Source organism: Lentilactobacillus buchneri, assembly GCF_018314255.1.
Taxonomy (GTDB): Bacteria; Bacillota; Bacilli; order Lactobacillales; family Lactobacillaceae; genus Lentilactobacillus; species Lentilactobacillus buchneri.
Window position 1 is genome coordinate 1008216 of record NZ_CP073066.1, and the last position, 15176, is coordinate 1023391.

Consider the following 15176-nt stretch of genomic DNA (forward strand, 5'->3'; position numbering starts at 1 on the left):
CAAGATTCAGATCAAAAGCACGTTTGTTAGCTTCTTGCGTGCTCCCTTCGGCTTTGAAAATACGCTCCGACGACCCAAGCGCTAACTTCTAAGTGCACTTTGCTTAAAGTCCCAAACACAGGGACTTCAAGCAAAGTACCCTTAGAAACCGCGCTTCCCGGGTCTCGTCGCGCTCTATTTCCAATACGCATACTGCAACTTCCCGGACTGGCCCGACATTGCATCCCACTTCAAACCGCCGACCTTGCTGCTGATCAGATGTGCCTGCGAGGCTTGATAGGTTGGCGCTACGGCTGCGATTGACATCAAGCGCTTATCTGCCTGCTTTTCAAAGTCCCAACGCTGGTTGGCATCGTACTTAGTTGTGTCATCCACTTTATTCATCAAGTCATCATACTGTTGATCTTTGAATTTCGAGAAATTAATGGTGTTATTGCTGCGCATGCCGTCCAAGAAGTTCTGGGCATCCGGATAGTCAGGTCCCCAGCCGACCGTACAAATATCGAAATCAGTTGAGAAATCACGCGTTACGTGGGTGGCATGCGGGACCGATTCAATATTGATGGTCAGGCCCTTCAGATTGTCTGAAACTGCTCCTTGAACATATTCAGCGAGTTTCTTTTCGGTATCAGTATCATCCACCAGGAAATCAAGGGAAATCTTGTCTTTGCCAATTTCCTTCTGTGCCTTTGCCCAATATTGCTTGGCCTTAGTGGTATCAGTTGGTGCTTGATCGCCCATTTCCGAGGTGAAATCCTTACCGGTTTTCGGATCCTTAGCATAGTTCTTTGGAACGATGTTGTTAGCACCAATCGAGCCATCTTGAAGGACATCCTTTGCCAATTGATCCTGATCGATGACCATGCTGATGGCCTTTCTCAAGTTTTCATTGGAAGTGGCTTTCTTCTTATCATTGAAGTAAATGTAATTGTTTCGGCCAGTTTCAGTTACCACCAGATTTTTGTTGTTCTTATTTTGTTTAACGTATTGTCCAGTCAAACTGGTCAAATCAATTTGTCCGCCGTTAAACATGTTTTGCGCGGTGTTATTGTCTTTAACAACCGTCACATCCACTTCAGGAATTTTGACGTTTTTGGCATCCCAATAGTTCTTATTCTTTTCATATTTCCAAGAATCATTACTGCCGTTCCAGCCAGTGATGGTGTATGCACCATTGGCCACGGTCGTCTCTGAATTAGTGCCATAATGACTGCCATATTTTTTAATAGCCGCCGTTTGAATCGGATAGAAGTTCGTAAATTCATAATTCATGAATGGCACCGGCTTGGTCAATTTAACCGTAAATGTTCGGTCGTTAACTGCATGAATCCCCAGCTTACTTGGATCGGCCTTACCGTTGTTCACAGCAGCAAAGTTTTCGATGTATTGAATGGATGTCGTCTGCTGGGACTTAGTTTTCGGATCAGCCTGCCGGTCAATCGAATTGACAAAATCTTCCGACTTGATAGGTGAACCATCCTGCCATTTAGCATCCTTCTTGATATTAAACGTGTACTTCGTGCCGTTATCAGTTGGTTTGACAACCTCATCAACCACTCCGGCAGCAATTTTGTTATTCGCATCCCTGCGATAAATGCCTTCGCTGACCTGATCGATCACCGCACCGCCATTAGTTTCAATCGACTTGGTTGGGTCAATCGTCAATGGCTCCCCTGGGATTGTTATTTTTAAGGCTTTTTCGGCACTTCCTGCACCGCCGCCGACTGCTGTCGACGCACAGCCGCTTAATAAGACAGCCATGAACCCAATGACAACACTGATAATGGCTGTAAATCTAATATCCTTAAACATCGCAATTCCTCCAATAATTTTGTATTGATATCGATGACCATACAGCCGCGCTTGTGTCCATGAAACACAAAAAGCGTCCAATCAGAAGTTAAACTTCTAAAAGGACGCTTTTGCGCGGTACCACCTTCATTGCGGAAATTCATTCCACCTCTCACGTACGACCGGTCGACTCGGTATACGTTGGCGCTGTATTGGGCGCACCCTAGTGACTCTTGACGAACCACCGTGCTCAAAATTGACTTTAAGTGATTAAGAAATTACGCCTTCACAGATAACGACGCTCTCTTGGAATTTCTTAATACCGACTTTTCAATTTCTCTAAGCACTTTCTCATCGATATCTAATGTCATGTACAATAACGAATTCTGGAAAAATTGTCAACACCTATTCTTAAAATCAACACTGGTGAATTGATCGTTTTGAATGTCACATCACCGTGTCATCAAGGCTTAATCGCATCGAAAAAATTTCAAAAATAAGTTTGATTGACTTCCCACAAAGGCAATGTGAAAATGAAATTGAAATAAAATTTGAAAGTAATTTGGGGTGATCATCATGATCAACAAACGCGCATTATTAACGTTCAGTATCGCAGCTGCATCGTTATTGACATTCAGCATCAGCAATCATTCAGTCCCACAAGCACATGCAGCGACTACATTAACCTATGGCAAAATCACCAATAACAGTCTCCACCGTCTGGGCACCATCCGCCAATTGACGCGCGCCCAACTGGCTGAAGATCACAAGCTGTCTGGCAAGCAGGTTCAAAACTTGATTTACCTGCCGTTACCCAAGCGATTAACAGCCCATAACTTTACTTTGAGCAAAACGGCTTTAACCATTCATCTGGTTAAAAATTCATATGGTGTCAAAGACGTCGCCATTCCATTGAGTAAGTTAACCGGCATTATTCTCAATCGCTACATGCCGTCGCAATATGACTTTGTCAAACCGAAAACACCCAAGAAAGTCGTTGCTTTAACCTTTGATGACGGTCCGGATCCGACATTAACACCGAAATTACTTAAAACTTTAAAGCACTATAACGTCCACGCAACCTTCTTTGAGGTTGGCAGCAGTGTTATCCGCTATCCAAGCGTCAGTCGATTGGTTCTCAAATATGGCAACCAAATCGGCAACCACTCTTGGAACCATCCTGATTTAACCACCCTTTCCAGTGCCAAAGCAATTCATCAGATTGCCTTGACCGATGCAGCGATTTATAAGGCCACGGGAACAATTCCCACCTATATCCGGCCACCATACGGCGCCGTTAACAGTCGGATTGGGAACTTGTTTGACCGGCCAATCGTCCGCTGGAATGTTGACTCCAGAGACTGGGCATATCTCAATACGCCTAAAACCGTCAGTCATGTTCTGGCAACGACTCACCCTGGCTCAATTATTTTAATGCATGATATTCACCCGACGTCAGTTGCCGCCGTTCCCCAGATTATTCGATCACTGAAGAAACGGGGCTACACATTTGTGACCTTGCCAACGCTGATGCAAAAACCATTGTTGGCTAACCTGCAGTACTTTGGCAGAGGAGATTTCCGCGGATTTTAACTGAAATTAGCAGCTTCCCGATATTTGGGAGGCTTTTTTTGATTGAAGTTGCGGTCACCGCTTGTTAGAATTGGGACAAGATTTTAATACAGAAAAGAGAGGTTGATGAGATGAGTGGAAAGCTAACAGTTCGACGAACGTCATTTGTAACCGGAACCACCAAAATAGCGGTGCCGATCACCGGTCGGACCGTCAATGATATTCTGGCGCAGGCCCAAGCAGCAGTAACTGCTCACCCGGACGTCATTGAATGGCGCATCGACTATGATCAAGCTGGTTTGGATCCCGCCACTTATCAAGCCACCTACGCCAAGTTACGGCGTATTTTGGGCGACACAATTCTCTTAACCACCTTTCGAACCGCTGGTGAAGGCGGTGAAGCCGACCTTGATGAAGCAGCTTATGTGACCCTATATAAACGGTTGATTGCCAATGAGTTGACGGACATATTGGATGTTGAGCTGCATTTCAGCGAAGAGGCAATCAGTAACCTGATTTACTTAGCACACCAACACAACATCAAGGTGATCTTGAGTGCCCACGAATTCCAAGGTACCCCGCCGGAACTGGAGATTATCAACTTACTGCAACAGATGCAGAATCAAAACGCTGATATTGCCAAGATCGCTGCCATGCCCAACAAATTCAAGGACGTTCTCACAATGATGCGGGCCACTACAACCGAATCAGACAAGTTGGAAATTCCAATCATCGCAATTTCCATGGGCAGTCTGGGAAGAATCTCTCGAGTTACCGCGCCATTGTTTGGGTCGGTGATGAGTTTTGCAACGGTCGGTGATGCATCAGCCCCCGGACAGATTGCGATTGACGATCTGCGAACAGAAATGAAACGATTTGAAACACAATAAAAGGAAACCGCAAAGTTGCGGTTTCCTTTTTGTCTGACAAACTATTCATCTTTTGAGCGGCCCTGACTAATTGGTGCCGGTCCCATATGAAGAAGGGTCATCATCGACTGGCCGGCATGGGCGAAGACGTTCCCAGTACTGATGGCCAAGGCAGTCACGACCACTAAAACCGTTCCAACCAAGCCAATCATCACATCAAAATTCATCACAGATTGAAGACTGGTTTTCGACAAGATTCCGGTCACAATCGGAATCGTAAAGGTTGCGATACTGCCAAACGTAAAGTAAGTCCCGGTAATCACACCCTTATGCTTTGGAAACATTTTCAACAAAACGTTCAGGGCAATTTGCATCACCCCACCGGCTGCGGTGAAGCCGAATATGAAGCAGGCAACGGCGGTGACAATGACCGTTGAGGCATGGGTCACCGTGAGAATTGCGATGAGAGAAATTGTATTGGTCACCACTAACAGTTTCGTTTCGGTGAAATTCAATTTTAACAGGATAAACATCACGACCACACCACTGATTGAACCGATACTGTACAGCGACAACAGACCGTGGGAAATCAATGAACTGTAACCAAGGTCGTTGGTTGCGAATAGACTAATCCATTGGGTAAATAAAATCATGATTGCCATGGTTGTGTAACCGTACAACGCAAGGGCAATCGTCGCAATCACTCGCCGAACTTTGGAAAGTGATTGGTGTTCTTCACTAAACTCTTCATCAACCTGGTTCCGATCTGGAAAGTCTGCGCCGCGAAGAATGAATAAGTTGACGACTAACACCAGCAAGGCGCCGATGAATGACCAACCAAACCATAATTGATGAGCTTCCAAAGTAGCAATGAACAGCGGTAAGATGAACTCACCCACACTCATAAATGCTTTAATGAAAACATTCGAGGCACTTGAATTACCGCCCATTTCCACAAAAGTCGGGTAAGTTCCTGAATCCAGCGCCGAATTGGCTACTCCGGCAATAATTGCAAACAGGTAGGCCATCGCGATATTGTGGGTAAACGGAATCCCGATAAAGAATACCATGTAGCTGAGGGTCCCGGTTAAGACCAACTTTTCCCGGCCAAAGCGGTCTGAGAGGTAACCGAAGATGAAGTAAGCAATTAATTTCCCGATTCCAATCCCTGAAATGACGTAGGAAACCGTCGCAATCGGCACGTTCCAAAAGCCACCCAGAGCCTGCATATTCTGGGTTAAAATAATCAACCCAATTCCGTGAACCAGGTAGTTGAGGTATAAGGCCATTGATAATCTGCGTTTATTAGATTTTGTCATGATATCACTCTCCCAAGTATGTAAGTAAACAAAAAGCCAGCTGGATATTAGAATCCAGCTGGCTGATTTCTTAGGTTCTTCGTCAACTGTTGTTGGTGAACAAAATATTGGAGTTCTAATCACTTGGTGATTAGGGCTCTTTTTGTATGAACTCGAAAAGCGAACAGCACTCTTAGCCGGAATCTGAAGAAGTTTCGGTAACCAAATCCAGTGCGCTTAATGACTTTAATCTTGTTGTTTGAACCTTCTAAGGGCCCGTTGGTGTAATGGTGAGTAAAGGTATTGCCAATTTCATCATGATGAGTCGCTAGGGTCTGGAGGGTTGCCAACATCTCTTCCGAGCAGCCCTCTAAGTGATGGAATACTTGATTATAGTTGGGCCAATCACGGTTTTTGATGGTTTCACGTAACCGATTCATCACGTTGTAAGTTTGCTTGAGCTCGGGATCAATGTCCAATAAAGCATCAACCACATCAGTGGCAGTCGCTGGATAAGGGAAGTTTGTCCACTTACGGAAAGCTTCGTAGTTGAGGTGATTTTCCGGCGTTAATAATAGTTTCCAATAGCGTTTTAGGGCGTGATACTCGCGTGAGGAAGTCGCCAGGGTTTTCATGAGGCGCACCCGCGTCTTATTAAAAGCTCGATTTAAAGCGTTAACCAAGTGGAACGGATCGATGACAACGATGGCGTTCGGAAAGATCTGCCCCACCAATTTGGGATAGGTATAGTTCATATCGGTGACGATAATTTTCACATTTTCTCGCGCAGCCTGGTCGTAATGCTGGAAATACTTTTGAAGCTGATAGATGGTCCTAAAGGGTAACAGGTCGATCAATTCGTGGGTTTCCGCATCCATAAATTCAAAGCTCATCGCGTCGGTGGCGCTCTTAGTGCTTTTAACTTCGTCCATGAGGAGAACTTTTGGTAAATAGTGCCAGTTGGTTTGAAAGTCCCGTTCAGCGCGCAAGAGCTGCCGACCAACGAATGAATCCGAAGTGGATAACTCATCGGCAATGTGTTTGAGCGAAACCGGTTCGGTCAGTTTTTCTAAGCATTGTTTGCGGGTCGTATTTGAAATCGTGCAGTGTTTCGGCACCGCATTCGTCTGCGCCAGGAAATTGGTATGACAAGCCTTACAGTGAAAGTTTCGCCGATTGAGACACAGGATAACGGTGCTGCCCAATGTTTTTGCGAATCTAATGGTGGTCTTCCGCCAACCATAGCCAATAATTTGGTGATCATTGATAATCCCACAATTGCGGCATGCCTTGGGGGTGTAGTTTAGGGACCCCACCAATCGAATCACTCCATCATCACCCACTTGTCCTTCCTCAATTATTAAGTGTTCATCATCTATTCCTAACAACATTTTCGTAGTATCATTTGACATAGGGCATTTCCTTTCTTGACTTAATTCTGTGGTGGGAGCAAGTTAACGGACGGGAGATGTCCGCTTTTTTATTCTAATGATAAACAAAAAATCTGTCATCAGTAATAGATAAAAATCTATTACCAACAACAGATATTGTAGAACCATTTCTTATTCACTCGCTTAAGAAATTATACCCATCCGGCTAGACTCTAGCGTCTAGCTGGCAGCAACAAAGTTACGACTTTGCCCAGGTTAGACGCGAACGCGTTTTGCGCCCGCATCTGACGAGCGCTACTTAAACCATGCATAGCCGTAATAATAGGCATTCAATTGTTGAAGTTGAGTATTCATAGATATAATTCCTTTCTTGAAATGTTGAACTTATTAAAACATATTAGAATTGATTCGTCAACTCTAATTATTTTTTAATGTTAGAAAAAGCAGCCAAAAGCTTTTTTGGCTGCCTAATCAATGATTATTTAACTGGCAGAACAATATCTGAAGGTTTCACTTCTTTACCGAAGTAAGGCTTCAATTGGGTATTGTAATCTTTCACAAAGAAACTCTCCTTGGTCAACTTATTAATTTCCTTATTGGTCCAATCAAGAAGTGATTTGTTGCCCTTCTTCACAGCTGGGGCAATGTAGGACTTAGGTCCAATACTCTTAATGCCCACCGTGTAGTTTGGGTTATCCTTGGACCAGGCGTACAGATATGAGTTGTCATCGGCAAGGGCAACCCCACGGCCGTTCTTCAAGGCGTTAAACTGCTGCGTCTTAGAATCAAATTTTAACAGTTTAACATCAGGCTGCTTGGACGTGAAGTAATTTTCGGCAGTTGTTCCCTTGGTTACAATCACATTCTTACCCTTTAGCTGGCTGGCCTTGGTGATCGACTTATTCTTAGGTGAAACCACACCAACGGAAACTTTCATGTATGGTTTGGCAAAATCGATAACCTGTTTCCGTTCTGGGGTGACCGTGAAGTTGGCCAGAACCAGATCAACTTTGTTGGAATTCAAAGCATCAACTCGGTTGTTGGCATTGACTTGGACAAACTTAACTTTGACTCCGAGGTCTTTGGCAACTTGGTGGGCTAATGTTACGTCGTAACCAACTCGCTTGCCGTCTTTGTTGACCCAGCCATAAGGAGGTAAGTCACCGAAAACCGCAATTCTAATCGTCCCGTTTTTCTTGATCTGCTGAACGGAACTTGGGTTATTGCTTTGCGAACTTGACTTCTTGCTGTTACCGCAGCCGGTTAAGACCAGTAATAAAGCAGCGAAGACACTCACAACGGCGATAATTCTGGTAAATGATCTTTTCTTCATGAAATTGTTCCTCCTCAATATTAGAAATCCATACTATCCAAAAATGCTTGTGCGCGTTTAGTTTGTGGTGCGTTGAAAAACTGTTTTGAAGGTGTTTGTTCCAAAATATGGCCATCTTCCAGGAAAATCACTCTGTCAGCAATCTGCTGGGCAAAGTTCATCTCATGGGTCACCACGATCATGGTCATGTGATCAACATCAGCCAAGTCTTGGATGATGTTGAGAATTCCTCGGACCATCTCGGGATCCAGTGAAGCAGTCACTTCGTCAAATAACATAAAATCCGGATGCAACGCCAGGGCGCGAACAATCGCGACCCGCTGCTTTTGGCCGCCGGACAGTTGCCGGGGATATGCGTTGGCATAATCCTCGAGACCGACTCGTTCCAACAATTCAAGGCCTTCCTTTTTGGCTGCGAACTTATCCTGCTTTTGCACCTTGGTCGGCCCGAGCAAAATGTTGTCCATAACGGTCAAATTTGGAAATAGGTCGTAACTCTGAAAGACCATCCCGATCTTTTGGCGGATCTGTTGCCAATTTTTCTCGGTCGGATTAATCCGCTTCCCCTCAAAAGTGATTGTCCCCTGCTGGTATTCCTCCAGACCGTTGAGGCAGCGAATCAAGGTACTCTTCCCGGATCCGGACGGTCCTAATAACGTGACGACCTCGCCCTTATCGACGTGAAAATTGATATCGTGTAAGACGTGTTTCTTTTGATAATACTTTTCTAAATGTTCAACCTGTAAAATCTGCTCAGCCATTTGCCCGCTCCAATCTCTTCTTCTCTAGTCGCTTGGCCCACCAAGATAGTGGATAGTCGATTAGGAAATAGAATAGAAATATCAATCCGTAAACCCAGAAAACGCCGGTTGGATGGGTGTGATTATTGGCTTCAATAATTTGTTGGCCAATATTAATCACATCCATCACAGAAATCAGCATCAAAAGAGAAGTCGTCTTGATGACCCGGGTGGCCAAATTGATGGTCGCCGGGATTTCCAAACTGATCGCTTGGGGAATCAATACGTAACGATAGAGCTGATAACGATTGAGCCCAATTGCTTTACCGGATTCGCGTTGGTGCTGCGGCACCGAGATTAGGGCGCCGCGAACAATATCGCTCATTTCAGCAGCCACCCACAAGGCAAATACCAAGGTGGCCAATTGATCGCCAGGGAGATTAAAATTCAATTGGCGTGGCAAGATGTAATAGAACAAAAATAGCAGCACGACGGTTGGGACAATCCTGAAGAATTCAAGATACAGTCTCAAAACCACTCGCAATGGCCGATTCTTAAAGGTCCTCAAAACACCCAGGATAATTCCCAAGATGAGGCCGACAATCAAAGCCACTGCCGCAATTTTAACCGTTACCCAGAGGCCGCCGAGCAACCGCTCAAAATTGGTTCCTTCGAATAAAACACTAATTCCCGAATGATCCATAGCGAACCCTCTTTTCTAGTAAAGTCAAAATGATTGATAGTGGAATTAAAATAATCGCATAGCCAACAACCAAGACCAATAGATACTCGTTGGACCGGTAATACATCCCAATTAAATCCAACGCAGTGTTAGTCAATTCCGGAATGGCAATCACCGTAAAGATCGAAGTCTCCTTGATCAAAAAGATGACATTGGCGGCCATTGCCGGAACGCTCAGTGAGAATCCTTGTGGGAAAACAATGTATCTGGCAAGCTGCCAGCGACTCAACCCGATTGCCTTACCAGACTCCAACTGACCTTTGGAAACGCCGTTGAAGCCGCCGGTAAACCCTTCTGCCATGTAACTGCCGCCGAGAAATATCAATCCGATAATGCCACACAACTCGGCACCAAACTTAATGCCGATCACTGGAAACGCGTAATACAGGAAAAATAGCTGAATCAATAACGGTGTGTTTCTCGAAACTTCAACGTAAATCGATGCCACTTGGTGCAAAACGGGTACTTTGAAATATTGAAGCAGGCTCACAATTATGCCAACAATAATGGATCCAATAATCCCGACGAAAGAAAGCCACAAGGTGAGTTGAAACCCCTTCTCAAACATCGGTAAGCTCTGTTGGATAACGGCCCAGCTGCTCATTGTCAATCATCTCCTCACAAGTTATTTTGCAGTCATTTGAACACAAAAACGTCCCTGATAACCAGCATCAGCTGATCATCAGGGACGAATTACCGTGGTTCCACCCTTTTTTGCGTCTTGTCAAAAACAAAACGCCTCATTTCGAATGCATCTTTAATTAAATGCCACAACTCCGAGCGCACTTTCGGTCATTGTCTGCCCGCTCTTTCACTATCAGCGGTCGCTTTGTGCAGCCCAACAACGTACTCTTCTCTTCAACATTGTGAAATTCAAATGACTGTCAATCAATTAACTAATAATGTAATGTTAAACATCTCAAAAGTCAACTATTTTTACTAATAATTGTTTAGTGAGTCATCAGCCCTTGGGCTTGGATCATCGCAAACAAATCCGACCGCAGATTCCGATTCCCGCTGAGTTCAGAAACAATGTGATGACTGAAGGTTTCCGATCGACCATTGGTGCTGCGAGACTGATAATACTCGCGAATTAGCTGATCATAATCGGTGAGTTCCTGGTCAAAGTTTGCACCAAGATCATATTGGTTTTCGAAATGCATTGATGCTTTTGGCAACCTGGGTTTCAATTCTGGTTTGTCTTTTGGATACCCCAGTGCAATCCCTAATAAGGGAAATGTCATCTCAGGCAAATTTAATAATTCAATCATTTTTCTGGGATTGTTCAAGACACTGCCCATAATGGTGCCGCCGAGTCCCATACCTTCTGCGGCCACCATGATGTTTTCCGTGGCAATCGCCGTGTCAAAGACACTTGCCAGAAATTTATCTGTTGAATGCAACATGTATGGATCGATACCATGTGCTTTGGCAATCTTTAGATTTCGATACTGATCTGCAACCATCACGAAATAGTGACCGCCATTTACCATCCAACGATGGCCAGTGACTTCGGCAATCGCGTGGAGCTTGGCTGGATCAGTTACACTGACGATGGAATACTGTTGAGAAAAGGTGCTGGTTGAAGCATGTTGGGCCGCATTCACTAATTCAGTGACTTGGTGCGGGCTCAACGGTTGATCTTCAAATTCACGAATACTACGGTGCTGAGTTAATTGTTCAAGAATCGGGTTGGTCACGAGTGGCATCTCCTTCTTAAAGTTAATAGCTAATTATTTGATAGTGATTCTAAATTGGTTCTTCACAGCATATGTGTCAAGCGACATGATAACGTGGTTAGCTAACACAATACTTTTAATTTACTTTTAAACAATAAAGGACTAAAATAATTTTTGTTAGATAATAATGATTATAAACTATGAAGTAGGTGAGCATATGGCGAAGAAAAGATCGCTTTCACAAAAGATTAATGTTCTGCGGGCTTCGGTGATGGGGGCCAATGACGGCATCGTTTCGGTTGCCGGAATCGTTATCGGTGTTGCCGGGGCGACATCAAATAATTTTGCAATTTTTATTTCCGGTATTTCCGGGATGCTGGCCGGGACCGTCTCAATGGCCATGGGCGAGTGGGTGTCTGTTAATACCCAAAAAGATTCTCAACGACACGCCATCAGTCTCCAAAAGGCGGCCTTAAGTTCCGCTTACGATAATGAATTCAACACCGTCAAACACAAACTGATGGGTGACGGCATTTCTGCCGATTTAGCGGCCCAAGCAACTTCTGAAATGATGGCAAAAGATCCGGTCAAGACAACGGTTCGTCAAAAATATGGCTTCAACGTTGGTGAATATACCAATCCATTATCAGCAGCAATCGCTTCGATGATTTCATTTCCGACGGGGTCAATTTTACCACTTTTAGCGATTACTTTGTTCCCAAAGACCATTCGCATTCCGGCAACCTTCATTGCCGTCGTAGTTGCATTGGCGATCACTGGTTACACTGCCGCTCAATTAGGCAACGCCAACAAAGGCCGGGGTATGATTCGAAACATTATTTCCGGGATTTTGACCATGTTAGTCACCTACACAATTGGGACTTTAATTGGATCTTGAACATCATATTTTAGAGAAATGAGGCGAAGAACATGGTAAGTGTTCGTTCCAAAAAGAAAAAAGATGGTCAGACAATGGATGAGAAGCTCAATACCCTGCGGGCCGGCGTGTTGGGATCCAACGACGGCATCTTAACCGTTGTTGGGGTGCTGTTCAGTGTTGCCGTTGCGACAACTAATCAGTTTACGATCTTCATTGCCGGATTATCCGACCTGTTGGCCTGTGCCTTTTCGATGGCATCAGGCGAATATGCGTCTGTTAGTACCCAAAAAGATACTGAACAATCTGTGGTGACGAAAGAAAAAGCATTACTGATGACTAATTATCAAGACCAGCTCAACGTAGTGTCCGATTATTACGTTGATCAGGGTGTCACCAAAGAAACTGCTGACAAAATCGCCAAAGACTTAATGAGCAAAAATCCTTTGGAAACGATTGTCAATGTCAAATACGGCCTCAAGTTGGGACACTACATGAATCCTTGGGACGCAGCGTTCTCATCACTCTTTTCCGCCTCTGCCGGTGGTATCTTCCCCTTGTGTGCCATGACGCTGACACCAGTTGCCTTCCAGTGGCCGGCAACCATTCTGGCCGTCTGCCTCTCGGTTGGCCTGACAGGTTATCTAAGTGCCCGATTGGGGAATGGTTTGGTTAAAACAGCTATTATTCGAAATATTATTGTTGGGATCATCACCATGATCATTCACTACTCTGTCGGGGTATTGCTGGCAGTGTAAGTGTGGTGAGTTCAATACTTAGAGTTCTATTAATTGGAGCGACTTTCTGAGCCGCTCTTTTTTTTGCATGGTAAACATTACCATAATAGGTAATACGGCTACTTTCACCCCCGCGGCACCCCAGCATACAACTGCGCCAAATGCTTGGCATCAACTTCGGGAATACTATCCAAATAAGTCGGCGCCGCCTGCTGCATGATCGAATGGGGACTGTCACTGTGCTCCAACCCCAAGTCATGCCCCAGCTCATGCATCGCCACGCTTGCTTGTTCATTGACAGAATCGTAGTGGGCTTGCTTCAGGGAATCAGTAATCAAATAACTTTTATTTTGATGGACGAATAGCGGGATCCCGTCCACGTGACCAAATTCCTCGCTGGTGTAGCCAACCACCCCACCGGCGATATTCTCAACCGTACCGCCGCCTTCATGATAGGATTGTTTGACACTGAGAATGACGTCAGCTCGATCCGCATTGTCTGCTGGTATCAGATCAACGACCCCGACCGCATTCCAGGCTTTGACTGCCCGCATCCAAACATCTCGGTAATGGCCGTTCGTCTGCTTAGTAATAAAGTAGGCAACTGTCTTGGTTGACCAGTGGAAATTCGTTTTCGGACTGTACGCCGGCGTAGTCGTTGTATCGACCTGCTGGGTGGGGGTGTCATTTTGATCGACTAATGCTGGTGAGAGTTGGGTAGAAAATCCGACCGACAGAAATAACAGGCAGACCAGAATTGTCCCAATGCCTACCCAAATTATCTTCCAAATAAAATTTTTGTTGAAAAAACGATCGCTCATGATCATTCACCCAGCCTCATTGATTTCTCACTTCAGCATAGCACATCCCAATGATAACGCGCATAGGCGAGCTTTGTTAGGTGCAAACATTACCAATTCAAGAGAAAATTTTAGCACTCTCAACATTAGAGTGCTAAATGCTGGCATTCATTTTAAAACTGATTATCATAGTAGTTGAAAGGTAAAGGAGGAACAAAAAAGTGACGTGTTGTTCCCCGTTATCTTGAATAATCATTTTGAAATTAAGGAGATAGATATTATGGCAAATGAATTAATGAATCGTTTCGATTTGGATCCGTTCTTTGATCGAATGGCTCACCGCTTCTTCAGCCCTTCTGATTTCGACAAGGATTATGAGAACTTCGGCAACTTGAAGACCGATATTAACGAAACCGATAAAGACTATTCATTAAAGATTGATGTTCCCGGCATCGATAAGAACAACATTCACTTGAACTATCAAGATGGCGTTCTCTCAATTAATATTAACCAGGAACATTCATCTGAGCAAAAAGATGAAAACGGTAAGGTAATTGCCAGCGAACGCAGTCACGGCGTTATGTCACGCAGCTATCAATTACCTGGTGTTGACCGCGACAACATTTCAGCCCACATTGACAATGGTGTTTTAAATGTGACATTACCAAAAGTCACTGAAAGCGAAGATCAAACCGGCAACATTGATATTCAGTAATTTTGACGAATATTTTGGAGTGGTTGGTTAGGGATTCAGGTAGTCAGCTTTTGAAACTTCAGTAAAGCTTCTTTTGGGGGAACGTGATTCCAAGACCCCGTTTCACCACCTTTGACGCTTATTAATTAATCTTATTAATAATCAACAAAGGAGATTGGTATTATGGCAAATGAATTAATGAACCGTTTCGCAATGGATCCTTTCTTTGATACTTTGGCACGTCGTTTCTTCAGTCCAACTGATGCAGACAACGACTACATGGTAAATGGTGATCTAAAGACTGACATCACCGAAAATGATAAGAACTACATCATGAAGGTTGATGTCCCAGGTATTGATAAGAAGAACATCCATCTGGCATATCAACATGGTGACTTGGCATTGAGCATCGACCAAGAACGTGATTCTGAGAAGAAGGACGAACAAGGCCGGGTCGTTGCCAGTGAACGTAGTCATGGTGTCATGTCCAGAACTTACGAACTGCCTGGTGTCGATCGTGACAACATCTCAGCTCAAGTCAATGATGGTGTCTTGACCATTACATTGCCAAAGGCTGCTGACAGTCATGAAGACAGCGGCAATATTGAGATTCAATAATTTAATACCGTAATATAAAAATGGCTGATAGCAAA

At 44.4% G+C, this 15176-nt stretch carries 15 protein-coding genes; 6 read left to right on the forward strand and 9 right to left on the reverse strand.

Annotation, left to right across the window (positions count from 1 at the left end):
* Nucleotides 1-174 precede the first annotated feature (174 nt).
* A complete protein-coding gene (locus tag KE627_RS04915) occupies nt 175-1812 on the reverse strand; it encodes a peptide ABC transporter substrate-binding protein (RefSeq protein WP_056939189.1) in 1638 nt (545 codons plus the stop codon).
* A gap of 555 nt (nt 1813-2367) precedes the next feature.
* On the opposite strand from KE627_RS04915, the gene KE627_RS04920 reads away from it, so the two are divergent.
* Both KE627_RS04920 and aroD read left to right on the forward strand, forming a co-directional pair.
* Nucleotides 2368-3384: a polysaccharide deacetylase family protein gene (locus tag KE627_RS04920; protein ID WP_013727077.1), complete on the forward strand. Its 1017-nt coding sequence runs from the start codon at nt 2368-2370 to the stop codon at nt 3382-3384.
* Between the two features lie 110 nt (nt 3385-3494).
* Nucleotides 3495-4253 (forward strand): type I 3-dehydroquinate dehydratase, encoded by a 759-nt coding sequence (gene aroD / locus KE627_RS04925; protein ID WP_013727076.1) that lies wholly within the window; start codon nt 3495-3497, stop codon nt 4251-4253.
* A 41-nt stretch (nt 4254-4294) separates the two neighbouring features.
* Here the strand turns inward: aroD and KE627_RS04930 are convergent, their stop codons facing one another.
* From KE627_RS04930 to KE627_RS04960, 7 genes are all read right to left on the reverse strand, one after another.
* Complete coding sequence (locus tag KE627_RS04930; RefSeq protein ID WP_013727075.1) at nt 4295-5551, reverse strand: MFS transporter; 1257 nt, start codon at nt 5549-5551, stop codon at nt 4295-4297.
* 119 nt (nt 5552-5670) lie between these two features.
* Nucleotides 5671-6942, reverse strand: coding sequence for an ISL3 family transposase (locus KE627_RS04935; RefSeq protein WP_035181568.1), 1272 nt, complete (start codon nt 6940-6942; stop codon nt 5671-5673).
* A 457-nt stretch (nt 6943-7399) separates the two neighbouring features.
* Nucleotides 7400-8254: a cysteine ABC transporter substrate-binding protein gene (locus tag KE627_RS04940; protein ID WP_056938952.1), complete on the reverse strand. Its 855-nt coding sequence runs from the start codon at nt 8252-8254 to the stop codon at nt 7400-7402.
* Nucleotides 8255-8274: 20 nt separating this feature from the next.
* The gene (locus KE627_RS04945) at nt 8275-9015 is read right to left on the reverse strand and encodes an amino acid ABC transporter ATP-binding protein (protein WP_013727073.1); all 741 of its coding nucleotides are present in this window, start codon (nt 9013-9015) and stop codon (nt 8275-8277) included.
* Complete coding sequence (locus KE627_RS04950; protein WP_013727072.1) at nt 9008-9697, reverse strand: amino acid ABC transporter permease; 690 nt, start codon at nt 9695-9697, stop codon at nt 9008-9010. Before KE627_RS04950 ends, KE627_RS04945 begins: the two co-directional genes overlap by 8 nt.
* Nucleotides 9678-10340, reverse strand: coding sequence for an amino acid ABC transporter permease (locus tag KE627_RS04955; protein WP_003645001.1), 663 nt, complete (start codon nt 10338-10340; stop codon nt 9678-9680). The genes KE627_RS04950 and KE627_RS04955 overlap by 20 nt, the downstream gene beginning before the upstream one ends.
* Before the next feature lie 346 nt (nt 10341-10686).
* Entirely contained in the window at nt 10687-11436 is a 750-nt protein-coding gene (locus KE627_RS04960) for an NADPH-dependent oxidoreductase (RefSeq protein WP_013727070.1), read from the reverse strand.
* Nucleotides 11437-11632: 196 nt separating this feature from the next.
* Between KE627_RS04960 and KE627_RS04965 the strand changes: the two genes are divergently transcribed.
* Both KE627_RS04965 and KE627_RS04970 read left to right on the forward strand, forming a co-directional pair.
* Entirely contained in the window at nt 11633-12313 is a 681-nt protein-coding gene (locus tag KE627_RS04965; protein ID WP_013727069.1) for a VIT1/CCC1 transporter family protein, read from the forward strand.
* 32 nt (nt 12314-12345) lie between these two features.
* A complete protein-coding gene (locus KE627_RS04970) occupies nt 12346-13050 on the forward strand; it encodes a VIT1/CCC1 transporter family protein (RefSeq protein WP_013727068.1) in 705 nt (234 codons plus the stop codon).
* A 104-nt stretch (nt 13051-13154) separates the two neighbouring features.
* Here the strand turns inward: KE627_RS04970 and KE627_RS04975 are convergent, their stop codons facing one another.
* A complete protein-coding gene (locus tag KE627_RS04975; RefSeq protein ID WP_056938963.1) occupies nt 13155-13850 on the reverse strand; it encodes a matrixin family metalloprotease in 696 nt (231 codons plus the stop codon).
* Nucleotides 13851-14109: 259 nt separating this feature from the next.
* Between KE627_RS04975 and KE627_RS04980 the strand changes: the two genes are divergently transcribed.
* Both KE627_RS04980 and KE627_RS04985 read left to right on the forward strand, forming a co-directional pair.
* Nucleotides 14110-14544, forward strand: a complete 435-nt coding sequence (locus KE627_RS04980; RefSeq protein ID WP_013727067.1) for an Hsp20/alpha crystallin family protein — start codon at nt 14110-14112, stop codon at nt 14542-14544.
* Between the two features lie 162 nt (nt 14545-14706).
* Nucleotides 14707-15141 (forward strand): Hsp20/alpha crystallin family protein, encoded by a 435-nt coding sequence (locus KE627_RS04985; RefSeq protein ID WP_013727066.1) that lies wholly within the window; start codon nt 14707-14709, stop codon nt 15139-15141.
* Nucleotides 15142-15176 lie beyond the last annotated feature (35 nt).

What these genes read in the sequence shown, in the direction of transcription:
- KE627_RS04955 (WP_003645001.1), bottom strand. Translation starts at nt 10,340, where the DNA reads ATGAGCAGCTGGGCCGTTATCCAACAGAGCTTACCGATGTTTGAGAAG.
- KE627_RS04950 (WP_013727072.1), bottom strand. Translation starts at nt 9,697, where the DNA reads ATGGATCATTCGGGAATTAGTGTTTTATTCGAAGGAACCAATTTTGAG.
- KE627_RS04975 (WP_056938963.1), bottom strand. Translation starts at nt 13,850, where the DNA reads ATGAGCGATCGTTTTTTCAACAAAAATTTTATTTGGAAGATAATTTGG.
- KE627_RS04945 (WP_013727073.1), bottom strand. Translation starts at nt 9,015, where the DNA reads ATGGCTGAGCAGATTTTACAGGTTGAACATTTAGAAAAGTATTATCAA.
- KE627_RS04940 (WP_056938952.1), bottom strand. Translation starts at nt 8,254, where the DNA reads ATGAAGAAAAGATCATTTACCAGAATTATCGCCGTTGTGAGTGTCTTC.
- KE627_RS04970 (WP_013727068.1), top strand. Translation starts at nt 12,346, where the DNA reads ATGGTAAGTGTTCGTTCCAAAAAGAAAAAAGATGGTCAGACAATGGAT.
- KE627_RS04935 (WP_035181568.1), bottom strand. Translation starts at nt 6,942, where the DNA reads ATGTCAAATGATACTACGAAAATGTTGTTAGGAATAGATGATGAACAC.
- KE627_RS04920 (WP_013727077.1), top strand. Translation starts at nt 2,368, where the DNA reads ATGATCAACAAACGCGCATTATTAACGTTCAGTATCGCAGCTGCATCG.
- KE627_RS04915 (WP_056939189.1), bottom strand. Translation starts at nt 1,812, where the DNA reads ATGTTTAAGGATATTAGATTTACAGCCATTATCAGTGTTGTCATTGGG.
- KE627_RS04930 (WP_013727075.1), bottom strand. Translation starts at nt 5,551, where the DNA reads ATGACAAAATCTAATAAACGCAGATTATCAATGGCCTTATACCTCAAC.
- aroD (WP_013727076.1), top strand. Translation starts at nt 3,495, where the DNA reads ATGAGTGGAAAGCTAACAGTTCGACGAACGTCATTTGTAACCGGAACC.
- KE627_RS04985 (WP_013727066.1), top strand. Translation starts at nt 14,707, where the DNA reads ATGGCAAATGAATTAATGAACCGTTTCGCAATGGATCCTTTCTTTGAT.
- KE627_RS04965 (WP_013727069.1), top strand. Translation starts at nt 11,633, where the DNA reads ATGGCGAAGAAAAGATCGCTTTCACAAAAGATTAATGTTCTGCGGGCT.
- KE627_RS04980 (WP_013727067.1), top strand. Translation starts at nt 14,110, where the DNA reads ATGGCAAATGAATTAATGAATCGTTTCGATTTGGATCCGTTCTTTGAT.